General features: G+C 72.0%; 11 protein-coding genes. 7 read left to right on the top strand and 4 right to left on the bottom strand.

Going from position 1 to position 14,002, the window contains the following annotated elements:
- Positions 1–29 precede the first annotated feature (29 nt).
- The gene (locus tag ABIQ69_RS03510) at positions 30–932 is read right to left on the bottom strand and encodes a MurR/RpiR family transcriptional regulator (RefSeq protein WP_350349022.1); all 903 of its coding nucleotides are present in this window, start codon (positions 930–932) and stop codon (positions 30–32) included.
- Positions 933–1,016: 84 nt separating this feature from the next.
- On the opposite strand from ABIQ69_RS03510, the gene ABIQ69_RS03505 reads away from it, so the two are divergent.
- From ABIQ69_RS03505 to ABIQ69_RS03480, 6 genes are read left to right on the top strand one after another with little or no spacing between them, the layout of a single operon-like run.
- Entirely contained in the window at positions 1,017–2,225 is a 1,209-nt protein-coding gene (locus ABIQ69_RS03505; RefSeq protein ID WP_350349021.1) for a C45 family peptidase, read from the top strand.
- Entirely contained in the window at positions 2,222–3,865 is a 1,644-nt protein-coding gene (locus tag ABIQ69_RS03500) for an ABC transporter substrate-binding protein (RefSeq protein ID WP_350349020.1), read from the top strand. The genes ABIQ69_RS03505 and ABIQ69_RS03500 overlap by 4 nt, the downstream gene beginning before the upstream one ends.
- Before the next feature lie 2 nt (positions 3,866–3,867).
- The gene (locus tag ABIQ69_RS03495; RefSeq protein ID WP_350349019.1) at positions 3,868–4,818 is read left to right on the top strand and encodes an ABC transporter permease; all 951 of its coding nucleotides are present in this window, start codon (positions 3,868–3,870) and stop codon (positions 4,816–4,818) included.
- Positions 4,815–5,669 (top strand): ABC transporter permease, encoded by an 855-nt coding sequence (locus ABIQ69_RS03490; RefSeq protein ID WP_350349018.1) that lies wholly within the window; start codon positions 4,815–4,817, stop codon positions 5,667–5,669. Before ABIQ69_RS03495 ends, ABIQ69_RS03490 begins: the two co-directional genes overlap by 4 nt.
- Positions 5,666–6,454 (top strand): ABC transporter ATP-binding protein, encoded by a 789-nt coding sequence (locus tag ABIQ69_RS03485; RefSeq protein ID WP_350349017.1) that lies wholly within the window; start codon positions 5,666–5,668, stop codon positions 6,452–6,454. Before ABIQ69_RS03490 ends, ABIQ69_RS03485 begins: the two co-directional genes overlap by 4 nt.
- Positions 6,451–7,350 (top strand): ATP-binding cassette domain-containing protein, encoded by a 900-nt coding sequence (locus ABIQ69_RS03480; protein ID WP_350349016.1) that lies wholly within the window; start codon positions 6,451–6,453, stop codon positions 7,348–7,350. Before ABIQ69_RS03485 ends, ABIQ69_RS03480 begins: the two co-directional genes overlap by 4 nt.
- 124 nt (positions 7,351–7,474) lie before the next feature.
- On the opposite strand, the gene ABIQ69_RS03475 is transcribed toward ABIQ69_RS03480, so the two are convergent.
- A complete protein-coding gene (locus ABIQ69_RS03475; protein WP_350349015.1) occupies positions 7,475–9,745 on the bottom strand; it encodes a bifunctional UDP-sugar hydrolase/5'-nucleotidase in 2,271 nt (756 codons plus the stop codon).
- Positions 9,746–9,938: 193 nt separating this feature from the next.
- On the opposite strand from ABIQ69_RS03475, the gene ABIQ69_RS03470 reads away from it, so the two are divergent.
- Complete coding sequence (locus ABIQ69_RS03470; RefSeq protein ID WP_350349014.1) at positions 9,939–10,856, top strand: EamA family transporter; 918 nt, start codon at positions 9,939–9,941, stop codon at positions 10,854–10,856.
- Positions 10,857–10,933: 77 nt separating this feature from the next.
- Here the strand turns inward: ABIQ69_RS03470 and ABIQ69_RS03465 are convergent, their stop codons facing one another.
- Together ABIQ69_RS03465 and ABIQ69_RS03460 are read right to left on the bottom strand one after the other, a co-directional pair.
- Positions 10,934–13,468, bottom strand: a complete 2,535-nt coding sequence (locus tag ABIQ69_RS03465) for a DUF3516 domain-containing protein (RefSeq protein ID WP_350349013.1) — start codon at positions 13,466–13,468, stop codon at positions 10,934–10,936.
- 99 nt (positions 13,469–13,567) lie between these two features.
- Positions 13,568–13,990, bottom strand: coding sequence for a hypothetical protein (locus ABIQ69_RS03460; RefSeq protein ID WP_350349012.1), 423 nt, complete (start codon positions 13,988–13,990; stop codon positions 13,568–13,570).
- Positions 13,991–14,002: the final 12 nt, after the last annotated feature.

Raw genomic sequence — 14,002 nt, 5'->3', positions numbered from 1 at the left:
CGTGCCGGCGTGTGGAGAGGTGGACGCCGTCAGTAGCCGAGCCGGCTGCGGAGGACCGTGAGGGTGTGCGACGTCTCGACGGCGAGTTCCGGGGACATCGCCGACACGACCTGGGCGAGGACGTCGCCCACCAGGATCGAGGCGAGCACCTCGGCGGTGAGCCCCGTGGGCGTGTGCGGCGCGTGCAGGGAGACGGCCACGCGGGAGCCGAGCCGATCGCGCAGCTCATCGGTGACGAGCACCACCTGCGCGCCGACCTCGCGCGCGCGGCCGATGATGGTCTCCACCTCGGGATTGACCCGCCCGGGCGCGAACACGACGGCGACGTCGCCGGAGCGGAGGGGCAGCAGCCCATCGGCCAGCCGGAAGCCGTCGGCGTCCAGATGCCGCGCCGAGCGACCGGCGCGTCCGAGTCGGAGCGCCAGATGCGCGGCGGCGAGCGTCGAGGCGCCGACGCCGTAGGTGTAGACCTGTCCCGCCCGGGCGATGAGGGAGGCGGCGGCCGTGGCGTCCTCGACCGGGAGCGAGCGGCGAGCCAGCTCGAGCTGGTCGTGGGCCTCGTTCCACACGCTCTCGGCGATCCGGCCGACATCCTCGCCCGCGCGGTCGAGTCGCTGCCTGACCCGCTCTTCCGGGGCGACCGCCTCGGTGAACGGGGCGGCGACGTGTCGCTTGACCTCGGCGAGGCCCGCGTAGCCGAGCTTCTGCAGGGTGCGGATCACGGTCGCATTGCTGGTGCCGGTCTCGGTGCCGAGCTCGGCAGCCGTGGCGAAGAGGATCCGTTCGGCCGTGCTGCCCGCGAGCAGGCCGCCGACGGCCTGCTCGGCGCGGGACAGTCCGTCCCAGGCGGTGCGCACACGCGTCCGCAGTTCGATCACGCCCGGATTTCGCGTATCGCTTGTTACAGCGGGTGCGTTCTGCGTATCATCCATTTCACGAGCATCCTAACTCGTAACAAACATTCCGACACTGAAGCCGGGCTCATCGTATCCGGCATGGGAGGTCCACGTCGCCCGATGACGAGCACCAGCATCCGCACCCTCGAGGTGAGCGGCACCCCCTTCGAGCGCGGCACGCAGTACGGCGAGGGCGCCGCCGACCTCATCGACCAGGCCGTCGGCTACTACGAGGAGGCGTTCGGCCAGCAGGCCGGACTCACCTGGACCGCCGCCCGCGAGCACGCCACGGCCTGGATCGCGCGCTGCCGCGACGCCGCGCCCGACCTCGTCACCGAGCTCGAAGGCCTCGCCGCGGGCAGCGGGCGCGACCTGCTCGACCTCATGGTCCTGAACCTCAGGGGCGAGATCATCTACGACCAGGCCTCGTCGAAGCGGGCCACCGGCACGCCTGCCTCCGACGCCGAAGAGGACGAGCGCGACGCCTCCGACGGCTGCACCAGCTTCTCGATCACGGCGGATGCCTCGGGCGACGGACATGTCTACGCCGGGCAGAACTGGGACTGGCGGACGCTCACCCAACCCACCGTCGTCGTGGTGCGCGTGGTGCAGGACCCGCTGCCGACGCTCATCATGCAGCTGGAGGCCGGCCAGATCGGCCGACATGGCGTGAACTCGGCCGGGCTCGCACTGAACGCCAACGGCCTCGGCGGACGCTTCGACCGCACGGTCGGACTCCCGCAGACCTTCATCCGCCGCATGACGCTCAACCAGAGCGAACTGCCCGACGCGATCAACACCTTGGTCCGCACGACGCCGCACATCTCGAGCAACGCACTGCTGACCGATCGCTCGGGCTTCTCGATCGACCTCGAGATCACGCCCGCCGGGGTGGACTGGGTCTACCCCGATGCGGGTCTGCTGGTGCACGGCAACCACTACCAGGCCTCCGTGCCGCCCCAGCTCGCCGGCCGCTACCGGCCCGTCTCGGCCGACTCCCTGTTCCGCGTGCCGCGGGCGCGGCAGGGCCTCGAGCACGTGCGCTCCGCAACCGGGCGCGACGAGGCGCTCGCACGGATCCACGCGGCCATGTCCGACCACCTGGGCTACCCCGAATCCGTCTGCACCCACCCCGACGAACGACGTCCGGCGGTGCGGCAGTGGTCGACCCTGCTCTCCAGCTGCGTCGACCTCACGACCGGCGACTACTTCGTCACGAACGGAACGCCGTGCGACCACCCGTACGAGATCCTGCCCTGGAACGTCTTCGACGGTCCGGGCTCCCGCCACACCCCCCTGCTCACCACGCCGATGGAGGCTCACCGATGACCACCCCCACCCGCAGCCGCGGCGCGATCCTCGCGATCGCGACCGCTGGCGCCCTGCTGCTGACCGGCTGCACCGCCGGCGACCCCGCACCCAGCGCGACCCCCGCCATGGATCTGCCGTTCGGCCCCAGCACACCGGCGGCGCGCGGCCCCGTCGAGCAGGTGACGTGGATGCTGCCCGCCGAACCCGCCACCTTCGACTTCGACATCGACAGCGGCGCCGCGGAGAACACGGTGTTCGCGAACGTCTGCGAGCGGCTGATGGCCGTACAGCCCGACCTCACCACCGTGCCGCACCTCGCGGAGTCGGCCGAATGGGTCGACGCCACCCACGTGGTGTTCACCATCCGCGACGGCGTCACCTTCCACGACGGCAGTCCCATGACGGCCGCCGACGTGCTCTGGAGCATGCAGCGGCACGCCGCCGACGGCGCGGACGAATCCGACGAGTACGCGAACGTCGTCGCGATGGAGCAGACCGGCGACCGCGAGATCACGGTCACGATGGCCCAGCGCGACGCGATCTTCATCCAGGCGATGGCCGGCAACGGCGGCATGGTGCTGAACCCCCGCGTCGTCGAGGCGCAGGGCGACGCGTACGGATCCCCGGGAACGCCCGACGCGTGCTCCGGCCCGTACACGCTCGGCGAATGGAAGCCCGGCACGAGCCTCACCATCGAGAAGGCCGAGCACTACTGGGATGCCTCGCGCGAGGTGCTGGCCGACGAGATCGTGTTCCGGTGGGCCGACCAGTCCGCCGTCGTGAACGCGCTCACCGCGGGCGAGGCCGACGGGTCGTACCTGGATTCGCCCGCGTCGGCGATCCCGCTCCAGTCGGTCGACTCCGTCTCGCTCGCGCAGGGCCCGTCCACGAACGCCTGGGTGCTGCTCGCGACTGAGCGGGGACCGCTGGCGGACGAGCGCATCCGTCAGGCGCTCTCGCTCGCCCTCGACCGCACGGGCATCGCCACCGCCGCGTTCGGCGGTCTGGCTCAGCCGTGGAAGACGCCCATCGGCTCCGGCGCCTGGGGGTACGAGGCCGAGGCCTTCCAGGCCGCCTACGAGGAACTGGAAGGTGCCCCCGCATCGCCGAGCGCTGACGACCTGGCCGCCGCGAAGGCGCTCATCGAGGAGGCCGGCGCCCCCGACGAGCCGATCGTCGTCGCGAGCGACGGCGGTTCCGTGCGCAACGTCGTCTCGAACGCGCTCGTCGCCGCGGCGCAGAGCATCGGGCTGGAGGCGGAGATCGTCACCATCCCGTCGGCGCAGTACGGCGACTTCTACTCCGACGACGCGGTCCGCGGTCAGGCCGATCTGTTCTCCGACGAGTACTACATCTCCAAGAACGACCCGGTCGGCTTCTACAAGAACGGTGCGTCGACGGCCACGGTGAACTTCGTCGGCTTCAGCGACCCCGAGTACGACGCGCTCGTGAAGGAGGCGTTCGCCGCCACCGACGACGCCGAACGGGCCGACCTCGCGATCGAGCTGCAGCGCCGCTGGGTCGAGGCGACGCCCTGGATCCCTGTCGCGCAGAGCCCGTCGACGCTCGCGCTGCGCTCCGACCTCACGGGCGTGCCGTCCTCGGCGGCATACCTCTACTACCCGTGGGCCGCCGACCTCGGAACGGCGCAGGGCTGAGCATGCTCGCAGCGCTCAGGCGGGTCGCGGGCATGGCCGTGACGCTGGTGGTGGCATCCTTCATCATCTTCGCGGCCATGTACGCGGCCCCCGGCGACCCGGTGACCTTCCTCATCGGCAACCCGGAGAACCTCACGCCCGAGCGCATCGCCGCGGTGCGCGCCGAGTACCACCTCGACCAGCCGCTGCTCGTGCAGTACTGGTTGTGGCTGTCGGGCGCGCTCGGCGGCGACCTCGGCACCTCCTTCCAGTACCACCAGCCCGTCGCCGACATCATGGCCAGCCGGATGCCGGCGACCCTCGCGCTCGTCGCCTACGCGGCGGTGCTGTTCACCGTCGTCGGCATCGGCCTCGGCGTCTGGGCGGCCGTCCGACGCGGGCGGGCGACCGACTCGGCGATCGTCGGCGCGACGACGCTCGCGGCATCCTTCCCGTCGTTCGTCGTCGGCATCCTGCTCGTCTCGTTCTTCTCGGTGCAACTCGGCTGGTTCCCCGTGACAGGCGCCGGCGACGGGTTCCTCGACGGCCTGCACCACCTGACGCTGCCGGCGATCGCCCTGTCGGTCGGGGCGCTCGCGATCGTGAGCCGAGTCACGCGGCAGTCGATGGTCGAGCAGTTCGACTCGGAGCATGTCGAGGCGGCTCGAAGCACCGGCATGGGCGGCGCGGCCGTCGTCGTGCGTCACGTGCTCCGCAACGCCTGGGGACCGATCGTGACGATGGTGGCCCTCGTCATCGCGAGCCTGCTCGCCGGCACCGTCGTCGTCGAGTCGGTGTTCGGCATCAGCGGCATCGGCTCGCTCCTCGTCGACGCGATCAACACGCACGACTTCCCCGTCGTGCAGGCGGTCCTGCTCTACATGGTCGTCGCGTACATGATCGTGACAACGGTCGTCGACCTCCTCCTGCCCCTCCTCGACCCGCGGATCGGAAACCGGGTGAAGACCTCATGACCACGACCGCCACCACGGCGCTGACGCGTCGCGACGGGCTCGCGAGACGACGCGACCCGCTGTACTGGATCTCGCTCGGCTTCCTCGCCCTCGTCGTCCTCGTCGCCGCATTGGCGCCGCTCATCGCGCCGTACCCGCCCGACCGCATCGACTTCGCCGCGATCTGGGCCGGACCGAGCGCCGCCCATCCGCTCGGCACCGACCAGCTCGGCCGGGACCTGCTGTCGCGGTTGCTCCTCGGCACCCGGGAGAGTCTCATGGGCCCGTTCCTGCTCCTCACCGGGGCGACCGTGCTCGGCGTCGCCATCGGCCTGGTCGCCGCGTGGAACGGCGGCTGGGTGGATGTGCTGCTCGCACGGATCACGGACGTCATGTTCGCCTTCCCGGGCCTGCTCTTCGTCGTGCTGGTGGTCGCCGTGTTCGGGAAGGGACCGTGGACCGCGATCCTCGCCCTCGCCCTCGCGTACGCGCCGGTCATCGCGAAGTTCACCCGGAGCATCGCCCTGTCGGAGCTGGCGCGACCCTATGTCGACGCGTACCGCGTGCAGGGCGTGTCCCCGCTCGCCATCGCGGTGCGCCGCGTCCTGCCCAACATGACTCCGCCGCTGCTCGGGTACCTCGTCGTGCTCTTCGGCGAGGGGCTCATGAGTCTCGCGACGCTCAGCTACCTCGGGTTCGGCGCGCAGCCGCCGAGCTCGGAATGGGGCCTCATGGTGCAGGAGGGGCAGGACGGCATCGTGCTCGGGCACTTCGCGCCGACCCTCGTTCCCGGGCTCGCGATCGCGGCCGTCGTTGTGGCCGTGAACATCGTCGGCGTCCGGCTGGCCGAGCGTCTGGAGGCACGCGCATGACCGCCCCGCTGCTGCAGATCGAGGCGCTGCGCCTCGCGTACGGCGACGCCGCGATCCTCGACGGCGTCGATGTCACCGTCGAGCGCGGCGAGACCGTGGGCCTCGTGGGCGAGTCGGGTTCGGGGAAGTCGAGCACCGTACGCGCAGCCCTCCGGCTGCTGCCGCCGAACGCAACCGTCACGGGGAGCGTGCGCATCGCCGGACGCGACGTGCTCGGTGCCGGCGAACGCGAGCTCCGGGAGATCCGTGCCGGCGAGGTTGGCCTGATCCAGCAGGATCCTCGCGGTGCGCTGAACCCGGTCCGCCGGATCGGCGATTCGCTCACGGAGCGGCTCGTCCGCGTGCACGGCGTCCGGAAGGACGAGGCGACCCGCATCGGCGTGGAGCTCCTCGACGCCGTCGGCATTACACGGCCGCAGCACCGGCTCCGGCAGTTTCCCCATGAGCTCTCCGGCGGGATGCTGCAGCGGGTGGTCATCGCGGCCGCGCTCACGACACGTCCGCAGCTGCTCTTCGCCGACGAGGCGACGAGCGCGCTGGACGTCACGACCCAGGCCGAGGTCCTCGCGATCCTGCGCGACCAGCAGCGTGAGCGCGGCCTCGGGATTCTCTTCATCACGCACGACCTGCACCTGGCCGCGGCGTACTGCGACCGCGTGATCGTGCTGCACCGGGGACGCATCGTCGAGGAGCTCGCGGGCCCCGCCCTGTTCCACGGGGCGACGCAGCCGTACACGAAGGCGCTGCTCGCGGCGGTTCCGAGCCTCGGGAGGGCGAGCGCATGAGCATCGAGATCGACACCACCGCCGCCGCGGCGCCGGGCCGTCCGCCCGTCGTGACGGCGAACGGTCTCCGCCGCGCATTCGTCATGGGGCACGGCCGACCGCCGGTCGTCGCGGCCTCGGATGTCTCGTTCCGGATCGCGGCCGGTGAGGTGCTCGGCCTCGTCGGCGAGTCGGGCTCCGGCAAGTCGACGATCGCACGGATGCTCGTCGGCCTCGAACGCGCCGACTCGGGCTCCCTCGTCATCGCGGGCGAGGACCGCTTCTCCCCCGCCCGCGGCCGGACGGCGAGACTGCGCCGCGCGCGGCAGGCGCAGATGGTCTTCCAGGATCCGTACGGATCGCTCGACCGCCGGCTCACCGTCGAGCAGACGCTCGTCTCCGCGATCCGCCTGCACGGCCTCGCCGATCGCACCGGGGCGAAGACGCGGGCGGCGGAATTGCTCGACCGCGTCCGCCTCAGCGAGCGTCAAGGCGGGCTGAAGCCGCACCAGCTGAGCGGCGGCCAACGACAGCGCGTCGCCATCGCGCGTGCGCTCGCAGTGGAGCCCGCCGTTCTCGTGCTCGACGAGGCCGTCTCCGCGCTCGACGTGTCGGTGCAGGCGCAGATCCTCGACCTCATCGCGGAGATCCGCCGGGAGTCGGGCATCGCGGCGCTGTTCGTGAGCCACGACCTCGCGGTCGTCGAGGAGGTCGCGGATCGCGTGCTCGTGCTCTATCGCGGTGAGGTGGTGGAGCAGGGGCTGACCCGCGAGGTCCTCGGCTCGCCGCAGCACCCGTACACGCGGCTGCTCATCTCCTCGGTTCCGGGCGAGGGCTGGGACCCGCACCAGGTGATCGCTCGGCGGGGCGAGTTCGAGACGGCGACCGCGGCGGTGGCGGAGACCCTGATCCGCTGACCGCTGATGCGCGGTGCACGTGCCCAGCGCTTCGGGCCGTACGTCGTAGCCGCTGGCCGGCGAACGCGGAACGGGCCGGCTCCCCGTGGGGGGAACCGGCCCGTTCCGCGTCGCGGTCAGGCGATCAGCGCTTCACGATCACCGGGAACGGCAGGCTCCGCGCGTCCTCGAAGCCCGGGCCGCCCGAGAACTCCACGCGCAGCAGGTGCACGCCGCGGTCCATCGTGCCGAGGTCGACGGAGAACCGGCCGTTCGCGTCGGCGGTCAGCTCCATGGTCGCCATCATCGTGCCGCGGTCCATGACGGTGATCGTGCCCACGGGTGCGGCGCCGCCGTCGGCGACGACCACGCCCGAGTACGTGACCGGCTGGGTGCTCGAGGTGATGAGCTTGTTGGCGATGCCGAACACGAACGTGTCGACCGGCTCGGGGTTCAGCTCGACCGTCAGGCGGGCCTCGGTGCCCGTCGCGGGCACCGAGACCACGAGCTCCTGCGAGCCGTAGAGGCCCGCGGGGATCGCCGCGGTGATGCTCGCCGTGCCGACGCCGTCGACGAGGCGGACGAGCGTGCGGTCGATCGTCGAACGACCGAGCTCGACGCCGCCCAGCGTGACCACGACCTCGCCGGCGGCCGGCTCGGTGGTCGAGAAGTCGAGCGCGGAGAGGTCGACCGTCAGCTGGTCGCCCGGGTCGTACCCGTCGGCGTCGGGGCCGGAGAGGTGCACGCCGACCGAGCGCTGGGCGAGATCGGGCGTGGCGACGCCGTTCGCGGCGAACCAGTCGACCATCGACTGCAGGTCGACCTTGCCGGTGTCGCTGCGGTCGGTGCCCTTGGGGAGCGTGGGGAAGTTGTCGCCGCCGGCGGCGAGGAACGAGTTCGCCACGATGCGGTAGCTGCCCGCCGGGTCGAGCGGGGCGCCGTTGAACGTGATGCCCGTGATGTGCGAGCCGGCCGGGGCGGCGGGGTCGAACGTGTACTCGAGGCCCGCGCTCACGCCGAGCTTCAGGAAGGGACGGCTTGCGCCGGCCGGCTGCCACTGCTCCTCGAGCACCTGCTTCACCTGCGCGCCGGTGAGCGTCAGGGTGAACAGGGTGTTGGCGAAGGGCTGCACGTTGGCGGCCTCTCGGTAGGTCACCGTGCCGTCGGGCGCGTACGCGAGGTTGGTGCGGAGGCCACCCGGGTTCATGAACGCGATGTCTGCCTGGCCGTCCTGGTTCGCCGACCAGAGCTGCACGTCGGCGACGAAGTTGCCGAGCGTCGACTCCGCGCCGCGGGACTCGGCGGTCTTGCCGGGTACCGGGTTGCCGTTCGCATCGACGTCGGGCTGGAGGGCGCGGTTGAAGTCGGCGGTGATATCGCCGAGCTCGACGGCGCCGAGCACGTCGGCGTCGGCCTTGTATCCGGCGACCAGCGCCGCGAGCGCCGGGTCTTCGGTGTAGTTGTACCCGATGACGTTGCCCCTGGCGTCCTTGATGGCCGCGTCGTAGACGGTGTTCTGCATGCTGAGCAGCTCGTCGGTGACCGGGTCGTACTGGATCACCATGTTGCTGAACTTCTCGCCGTACTGACCGCTCGAGATGACCGGGCGCCCGTCGATGACGTGGTTGTAGGCGAGGTGCGTGTGGCCGGAGACGATCGCGTCGATGTCGTCGCTCGCGCCGAGGACGATCTGGCCGAAGGCCGACGCCGGATCGGTGGCCGAGGCGATGCTCGTGGTCGCCGCACCCTCGTGGACGAGGAGCACGACGATGTCGGCCTCGCCGTTGGCGGGGTCGTCGTCGCTCAGGCGCCCGGCGGCCGCGTTCACGGACGTGACGATGTCGCGCACCTCGAGGTCGGCGATGCCGGCGGGGCTCACGAGCGAGGGCAGCTCCTCGGTGACGGCGCCGACGAAGCCCATCGTCACGCCGTTCGGCAGCGTAGTCGTCCACGACTCGGCGAGCGCGGTGTCGTCGGTGCCCTTCAGGAAGACGTTCGAGGAGATGTACTCCCAGTCGGCGAGGTCTTGCACCCGACCCTGCAGGTCGGCCCAGCCCTGGTCGAACTCGTGGTTGCCCGCGGCGCTGACGTCGAGCCCGGCCGCGTTCAGCGCCTCGATGGTGGGCACGTCCTGCTGGATGAAGGAGGTGAAGGTCGAGGCGCCGATGAGGTCGCCGGCCGCCGCGAACACGGTGTTCGGGTTCGACGCGCGGAACTGGTTGACGGCGGTGGCGAGGGCGGCGACGCCGCCCGCGGCTCCGTCGCGCTCGATGCGGCCGTGGAAGTCGTTCACGGTCACGAGGTTGATGGTCTCGGGCGCGGCCTGGGCGGGCGCGGCGCCGAGCATTCCGATGGCGAGCGCCCCGGTGGTGGCCAGCGCCACCCCGGTCAGGCGCCGGGCGGTCCGACGATGCATGGGTTTCCTCCGAGGGCCCCCGACGACGTCCCCTGCGACGAGGGAGACGTCGCGGGGCGGGGCAGTGCGGCCAGCCTAGGCACAGCCTCCGTCGCGCCGGAAGAGTGCGGGTGAACGACCGCCGAAATCTGCTCATGTGAGCAGGGCGACGGGCCGCCGGACGGCGCCGATCCCGCTGGGTTGGCTGGCGCCGATGCTGACCGCCGTGCTCTCCCTCTCGGGCGCCCTCGTCTTCGGCGCGGCCGACTTCCTCGGCGGGTTGGCCGCCAAGCGCATCGGCGCCGTGCTCGCGGCCGCGATCGCCGCGATCACCGGGGCCGTCGCGTTGATCGTGCTGCTGCCGCTGCTCGGCGGGCGCTGGGATGGCCCGGACGTCGCGTGGGGGGCGCTCTCGGGTGTCGTGAACGCGGCGGCGATCGGGCTGCTCTACGCGGCGCTCGCGATCGGGCCGATGAGCATCCTCTCGCCGCTGACCGCCGTGGTCTCGGCCGTGGTGCCGATGGCGTGGGGCCTCGCCACCGGTGAGCGGCTCGGACCGCTCGGCGGCTGGGGCCTCGCGGTCGCGCTCGTCGCCGTCGTCCTCGTCGGGTTCGTCCCCGAGCGCGGCGCCGTGCGGCCGTCGGCGCGGGGGCTCGCGCTCGCGACGGGTTCGGGCCTCGCGATCGGCACCTACTACATCGTGATCGACCAGACCTCCGACGAGTCGGGGCTCGTGCCCCTCGTGATGAACCGGGCCGCGGACGCTGCGGTGCTGTTCGCGGTCGCGGGACTCGTGGCGTTCGCGACCGCGACCGGCCGGCGCCGCACGGCCGGATCTCGGCCGGGCGCGGCCGCGCAGCCGGCGGCCTCGACGGGGGCCGCGATGGCCGCCGCCCGGCGCACCGGCCTCCGCCTCGCGATCGCCTGCGGCCTCGTGGATGTCGCGGCGAACGCGCTGCTGCTCGGCGGCATCCGCGCGGGCGACCTCTCGGTCGCCGCGGTCCTCGGCGCCATGTACCCGGCCGGCACGATCCTGCTCGCGGCCATCGTGCTGCGCGAGCGGATCGCGCCGGTGCAGTGGGTCGGACTCGTGCTGGCCCTCGCCGCCGCGGGCCTGCTCGCCCTCGCCTGAGCCGCCCGGCACCGGTCACCCGGCACTCGAGCCAGGCCCGGCCCGGCGCACCGCCGCACGGCCGATCGGCCGCGCCGCTACAGCCTGACGACCTCGGTCACACGCACCACCGCGGCCCCCTCCTCCGCGGACGCGACCAGGTCGACCTCGGCACGGATGCGCCAGTCGTGGTCGCCCGCCGGGTCGTCGAGGGTCTGCTCCACGCGCCAGAGCCCGGCCGGGGCATCCGTCTCATCGATCGCGACCAGTCGCGGCGACCGTGCCGCCGCGTCGACGCCGATGGCGTCATGCTCCGCGTAGTACGCGTCGAGGGCGGCCGGCCAGTCGACCTCGGGGTCGAGCTCGGCGAGCTCGTCGTCGCGCTCGAGCGCCGCGAGCTGCACCCGGCGGAACAGCTCGTTGCGCACGAGCACCGTGAAGGCGCGGCGGTTCGTGACGACGGAGGGCGGCGGGGGCGGCACGACGGCCTCCTCGGCGGCCTCGTCGTGCAGCGTCGGATCGACGAGCTCCGCCCACTCGTCGACGAGGCTCGAGTCGACCTGGCGGACGAGCTCGCCGAGCCACTCGATGAGGTCGTGCAGCTCGTCGTCCTTCGCCTCGTCGGGCACGGTCTGCCGGATCGCCCGGTACGCGTCGGAGAGGTAGCGCAGCACCAGGCCCTCGCTGCGGGCGAGCTGGTACTGGGCGACGTATTCGCCGAACGACATCGCACGTTCGAACATGTCGCGCACGACCGACTTCGGCCGCAGCTCGAAGTCGCGCACCCACGGCTGGCTCGACGCGAACGTCTCGAACGCGTGCGTCAACAGGTCGGCGAGCGGCTTCGGGTAGGTCACGTCCTCGAGGAGCGCCATCCGCTCGTCGTACTCCACGCCGTCCTGCTTCATGGCCGCGACGGCCTCGCCGCGCGCGCGGAACTCCTGCTGCGAGAGGATCGGCCGGGGATCGTCGAGCGTGGACTCGATGATCGACACGACGTCGAGCGCGTAGTGCCCGGTGCCCTGCTCGCTCGTCTCGGGGTCGAGCAGCTCGATCGCGGCGAGCGCGAACGGCGACAGCGGCTGGTTCAGCGCGAAGTTCGGCTGCAGGTCGACGGTGAGCCGCACCCGCACGCCGAGCGCCGTCTCGGCGTCGCGCTCGAGCACGACGACGCCGGCGTCGCGGAGGGTGCGCAGGATCTCCAGTGCGCGGCGGGCGAGCGCGAAGCGCCGGGCGCGCGGCTCGTGGTTGTCGAAGACGAGCGAGCGGATGCCTCCCACGACGTCGCCGCCGCGGGCGATGACGTTGATGAGCATCGCTGCAGTGAGCTTCAGCTGGGGAACGAGCGGCTCGGGGTCGGCGCCGATGAGCCGCTCGAACGAGCCCTCGCCCCAGGTGACGAAGCCGGCCGGCGCCTTCTTCCGCACGACCTTCTTCAGCTTCTTCGGGTCGTCGCCCGCCTTGCGGATCGCCTGCTCGTTCTCGATCTCGTGCTCGGGGGCGAGGACCACGACGGTGCCGGCCGTGTCGTAGCCGGCGCGGCCGGCGCGGCCGGCGATCTGGTGGAACTCGCGAGCGCTCAGCTGACGCATCCGCTGCCCGTCGTACTTGGCGAGCGCGGTGATGAGCACCGAGCGGATCGGGACGTTGATGCCGACGCCGAGGGTATCGGTGCCGCAGATCACCTTCAGGAGCCCTCGCTGGGCGAGGGTCTCCACGAGTCGCCGGTACCGGGGCAGCATGCCGGCGTGGTGCACGCCGATGCCCGCCCGCACCAGCCGGGAGAGCGTCTTGCCGAACGCGGTCGTGAACCGGAATCCGCCGATCGCCTCGCCGATCTCGTCGCGCTGCTCGCGGGTGATCACCCGGATGGAGGACAGCGCCTGGGCGCGTTCCATCGCGGCGGCCTGCGAGAAGTGGACGATGTACACGGGCGCCTGCCGCGTCTCGAGGAGCTCCTCGACGGTCTCCTGCACGGGCGTCTTCGCATAGGAGAACGACAGCGGCACCGGCCGCTCGACCCCGGTGACCTGCGCCGTCTCGCGGCCGGTCCGCCGGGTGAGGTCCTCGGCGATGGGCGAGACGTCGCCGAGGGTCGCCGACATCAGCAGGAACTGGGCGCGGTGCAGCACGAGCAGCGGCACCTGCCACGCCCAGCCGCGGTCGGGGTCGCCGTAGTAGTGGAACTCGTCCATGACGACCTGGTCGATGTCGGCGTCGGATCCTTGGCGGAGGGCGAGGTTCGCGAGGATCTCCGCGGTGCAGCAGATGATGGGCGCATCGGCGTTGACTGAGCTGTCGCCCGTGACCATGCCGACGTTCGCGGCGCCGAAGATGTCGGCGAGCTGGAAGAACTTCTCCGAGACGAGCGCCTTGATGGGCGCGGTGTAGTACGTGCGTCCGCCCCGGGCGACGGCGACGGCGTGGGCGGCGACCGCGACGAGGGACTTGCCGGTGCCGGTGGGCGTGGAGAGGATGACGTTCGCGCCGGAGACCAGCTCGATGACCGCCTCGTCCTGCGCCGGGTAGAGGGGAAGGCCGCGTTCCTCGGCCCACTCGACGAACCCGGCGTACAGCGCGTCCGGGTCGGCGTCGGCGCCCTCGGGAAGGCGGGAGAGCAGCGGCTCGGTCATCCGTCGAGTCTGCCGCATCGCGGCTGAGCGTCCGCACGCCCACCCCGCCGCCGGGCGTCACGCCTCAGGCGGCAGGCCTCACGCATCAAGCGTCAGGCGTCAGGCGAACGTCACGACCGGCCCGCCGGGCGCCGACCACGCCACGCGGCCGCCCTCGAACACCGCCTCCGCGCCGCCCGACGCCTCGTCGGTGGCCACGTCGCCGAGCGGGAGGCCGAGCCGGCCCGACCGCCCGCCGAGCAGGACCCAGATGTCGCGCACCATCCCGTGCAGACACACGGCTCCGGCGTCAGCGGTCCAGATGATCGTGCCGCGTTCGAACTCGCGCGCGTAGCGGCCGCCGGGGAACTCGGCCGCCGGGCCGACGGGCTCGCCCACCTCGGGATGCTCCGCTCGTTTCGCGGTCATCGCGGGGATGGCCTCCACGATGCCGCCGGTGGTGCCGAACCGGAGGGCGCGACGGAAGTCGTCCCAGGTCACGGTGCGGACGGGGCGGTCGGCGTCGACGGCGGTGGGGTTCATGGGGGCTCCAGA

Source organism: Agromyces sp. G08B096, assembly GCF_040267705.1.
GTDB lineage: Bacteria > Actinomycetota > Actinomycetes > Actinomycetales > Microbacteriaceae > Agromyces.
This window is presented reverse-complemented; position numbering and strand designations above follow the sequence as displayed.

Excerpts from the sequence above, each read along its gene's own strand:
- ABIQ69_RS03465 (WP_350349013.1), bottom strand. The coding sequence starts at position 13,468 with ATGACCGAGCCGCTGCTCTCCCGCCTTCCCGAGGGCGCCGACGCCGAC.
- ABIQ69_RS03480 (WP_350349016.1), top strand. The coding sequence starts at position 6,451 with ATGAGCATCGAGATCGACACCACCGCCGCCGCGGCGCCGGGCCGTCCG.
- ABIQ69_RS03475 (WP_350349015.1), bottom strand. The coding sequence starts at position 9,745 with ATGCATCGTCGGACCGCCCGGCGCCTGACCGGGGTGGCGCTGGCCACC.
- ABIQ69_RS03485 (WP_350349017.1), top strand. The coding sequence starts at position 5,666 with ATGACCGCCCCGCTGCTGCAGATCGAGGCGCTGCGCCTCGCGTACGGC.
- ABIQ69_RS03500 (WP_350349020.1), top strand. The coding sequence starts at position 2,222 with ATGACCACCCCCACCCGCAGCCGCGGCGCGATCCTCGCGATCGCGACC.
- ABIQ69_RS03470 (WP_350349014.1), top strand. The coding sequence starts at position 9,939 with ATGCTGACCGCCGTGCTCTCCCTCTCGGGCGCCCTCGTCTTCGGCGCG.
- ABIQ69_RS03495 (WP_350349019.1), top strand. The coding sequence starts at position 3,868 with ATGCTCGCAGCGCTCAGGCGGGTCGCGGGCATGGCCGTGACGCTGGTG.
- ABIQ69_RS03510 (WP_350349022.1), bottom strand. The coding sequence starts at position 932 with ATGGATGATACGCAGAACGCACCCGCTGTAACAAGCGATACGCGAAAT.
- ABIQ69_RS03460 (WP_350349012.1), bottom strand. The coding sequence starts at position 13,990 with ATGAACCCCACCGCCGTCGACGCCGACCGCCCCGTCCGCACCGTGACC.
- ABIQ69_RS03505 (WP_350349021.1), top strand. The coding sequence starts at position 1,017 with ATGACGAGCACCAGCATCCGCACCCTCGAGGTGAGCGGCACCCCCTTC.
- ABIQ69_RS03490 (WP_350349018.1), top strand. The coding sequence starts at position 4,815 with ATGACCACGACCGCCACCACGGCGCTGACGCGTCGCGACGGGCTCGCG.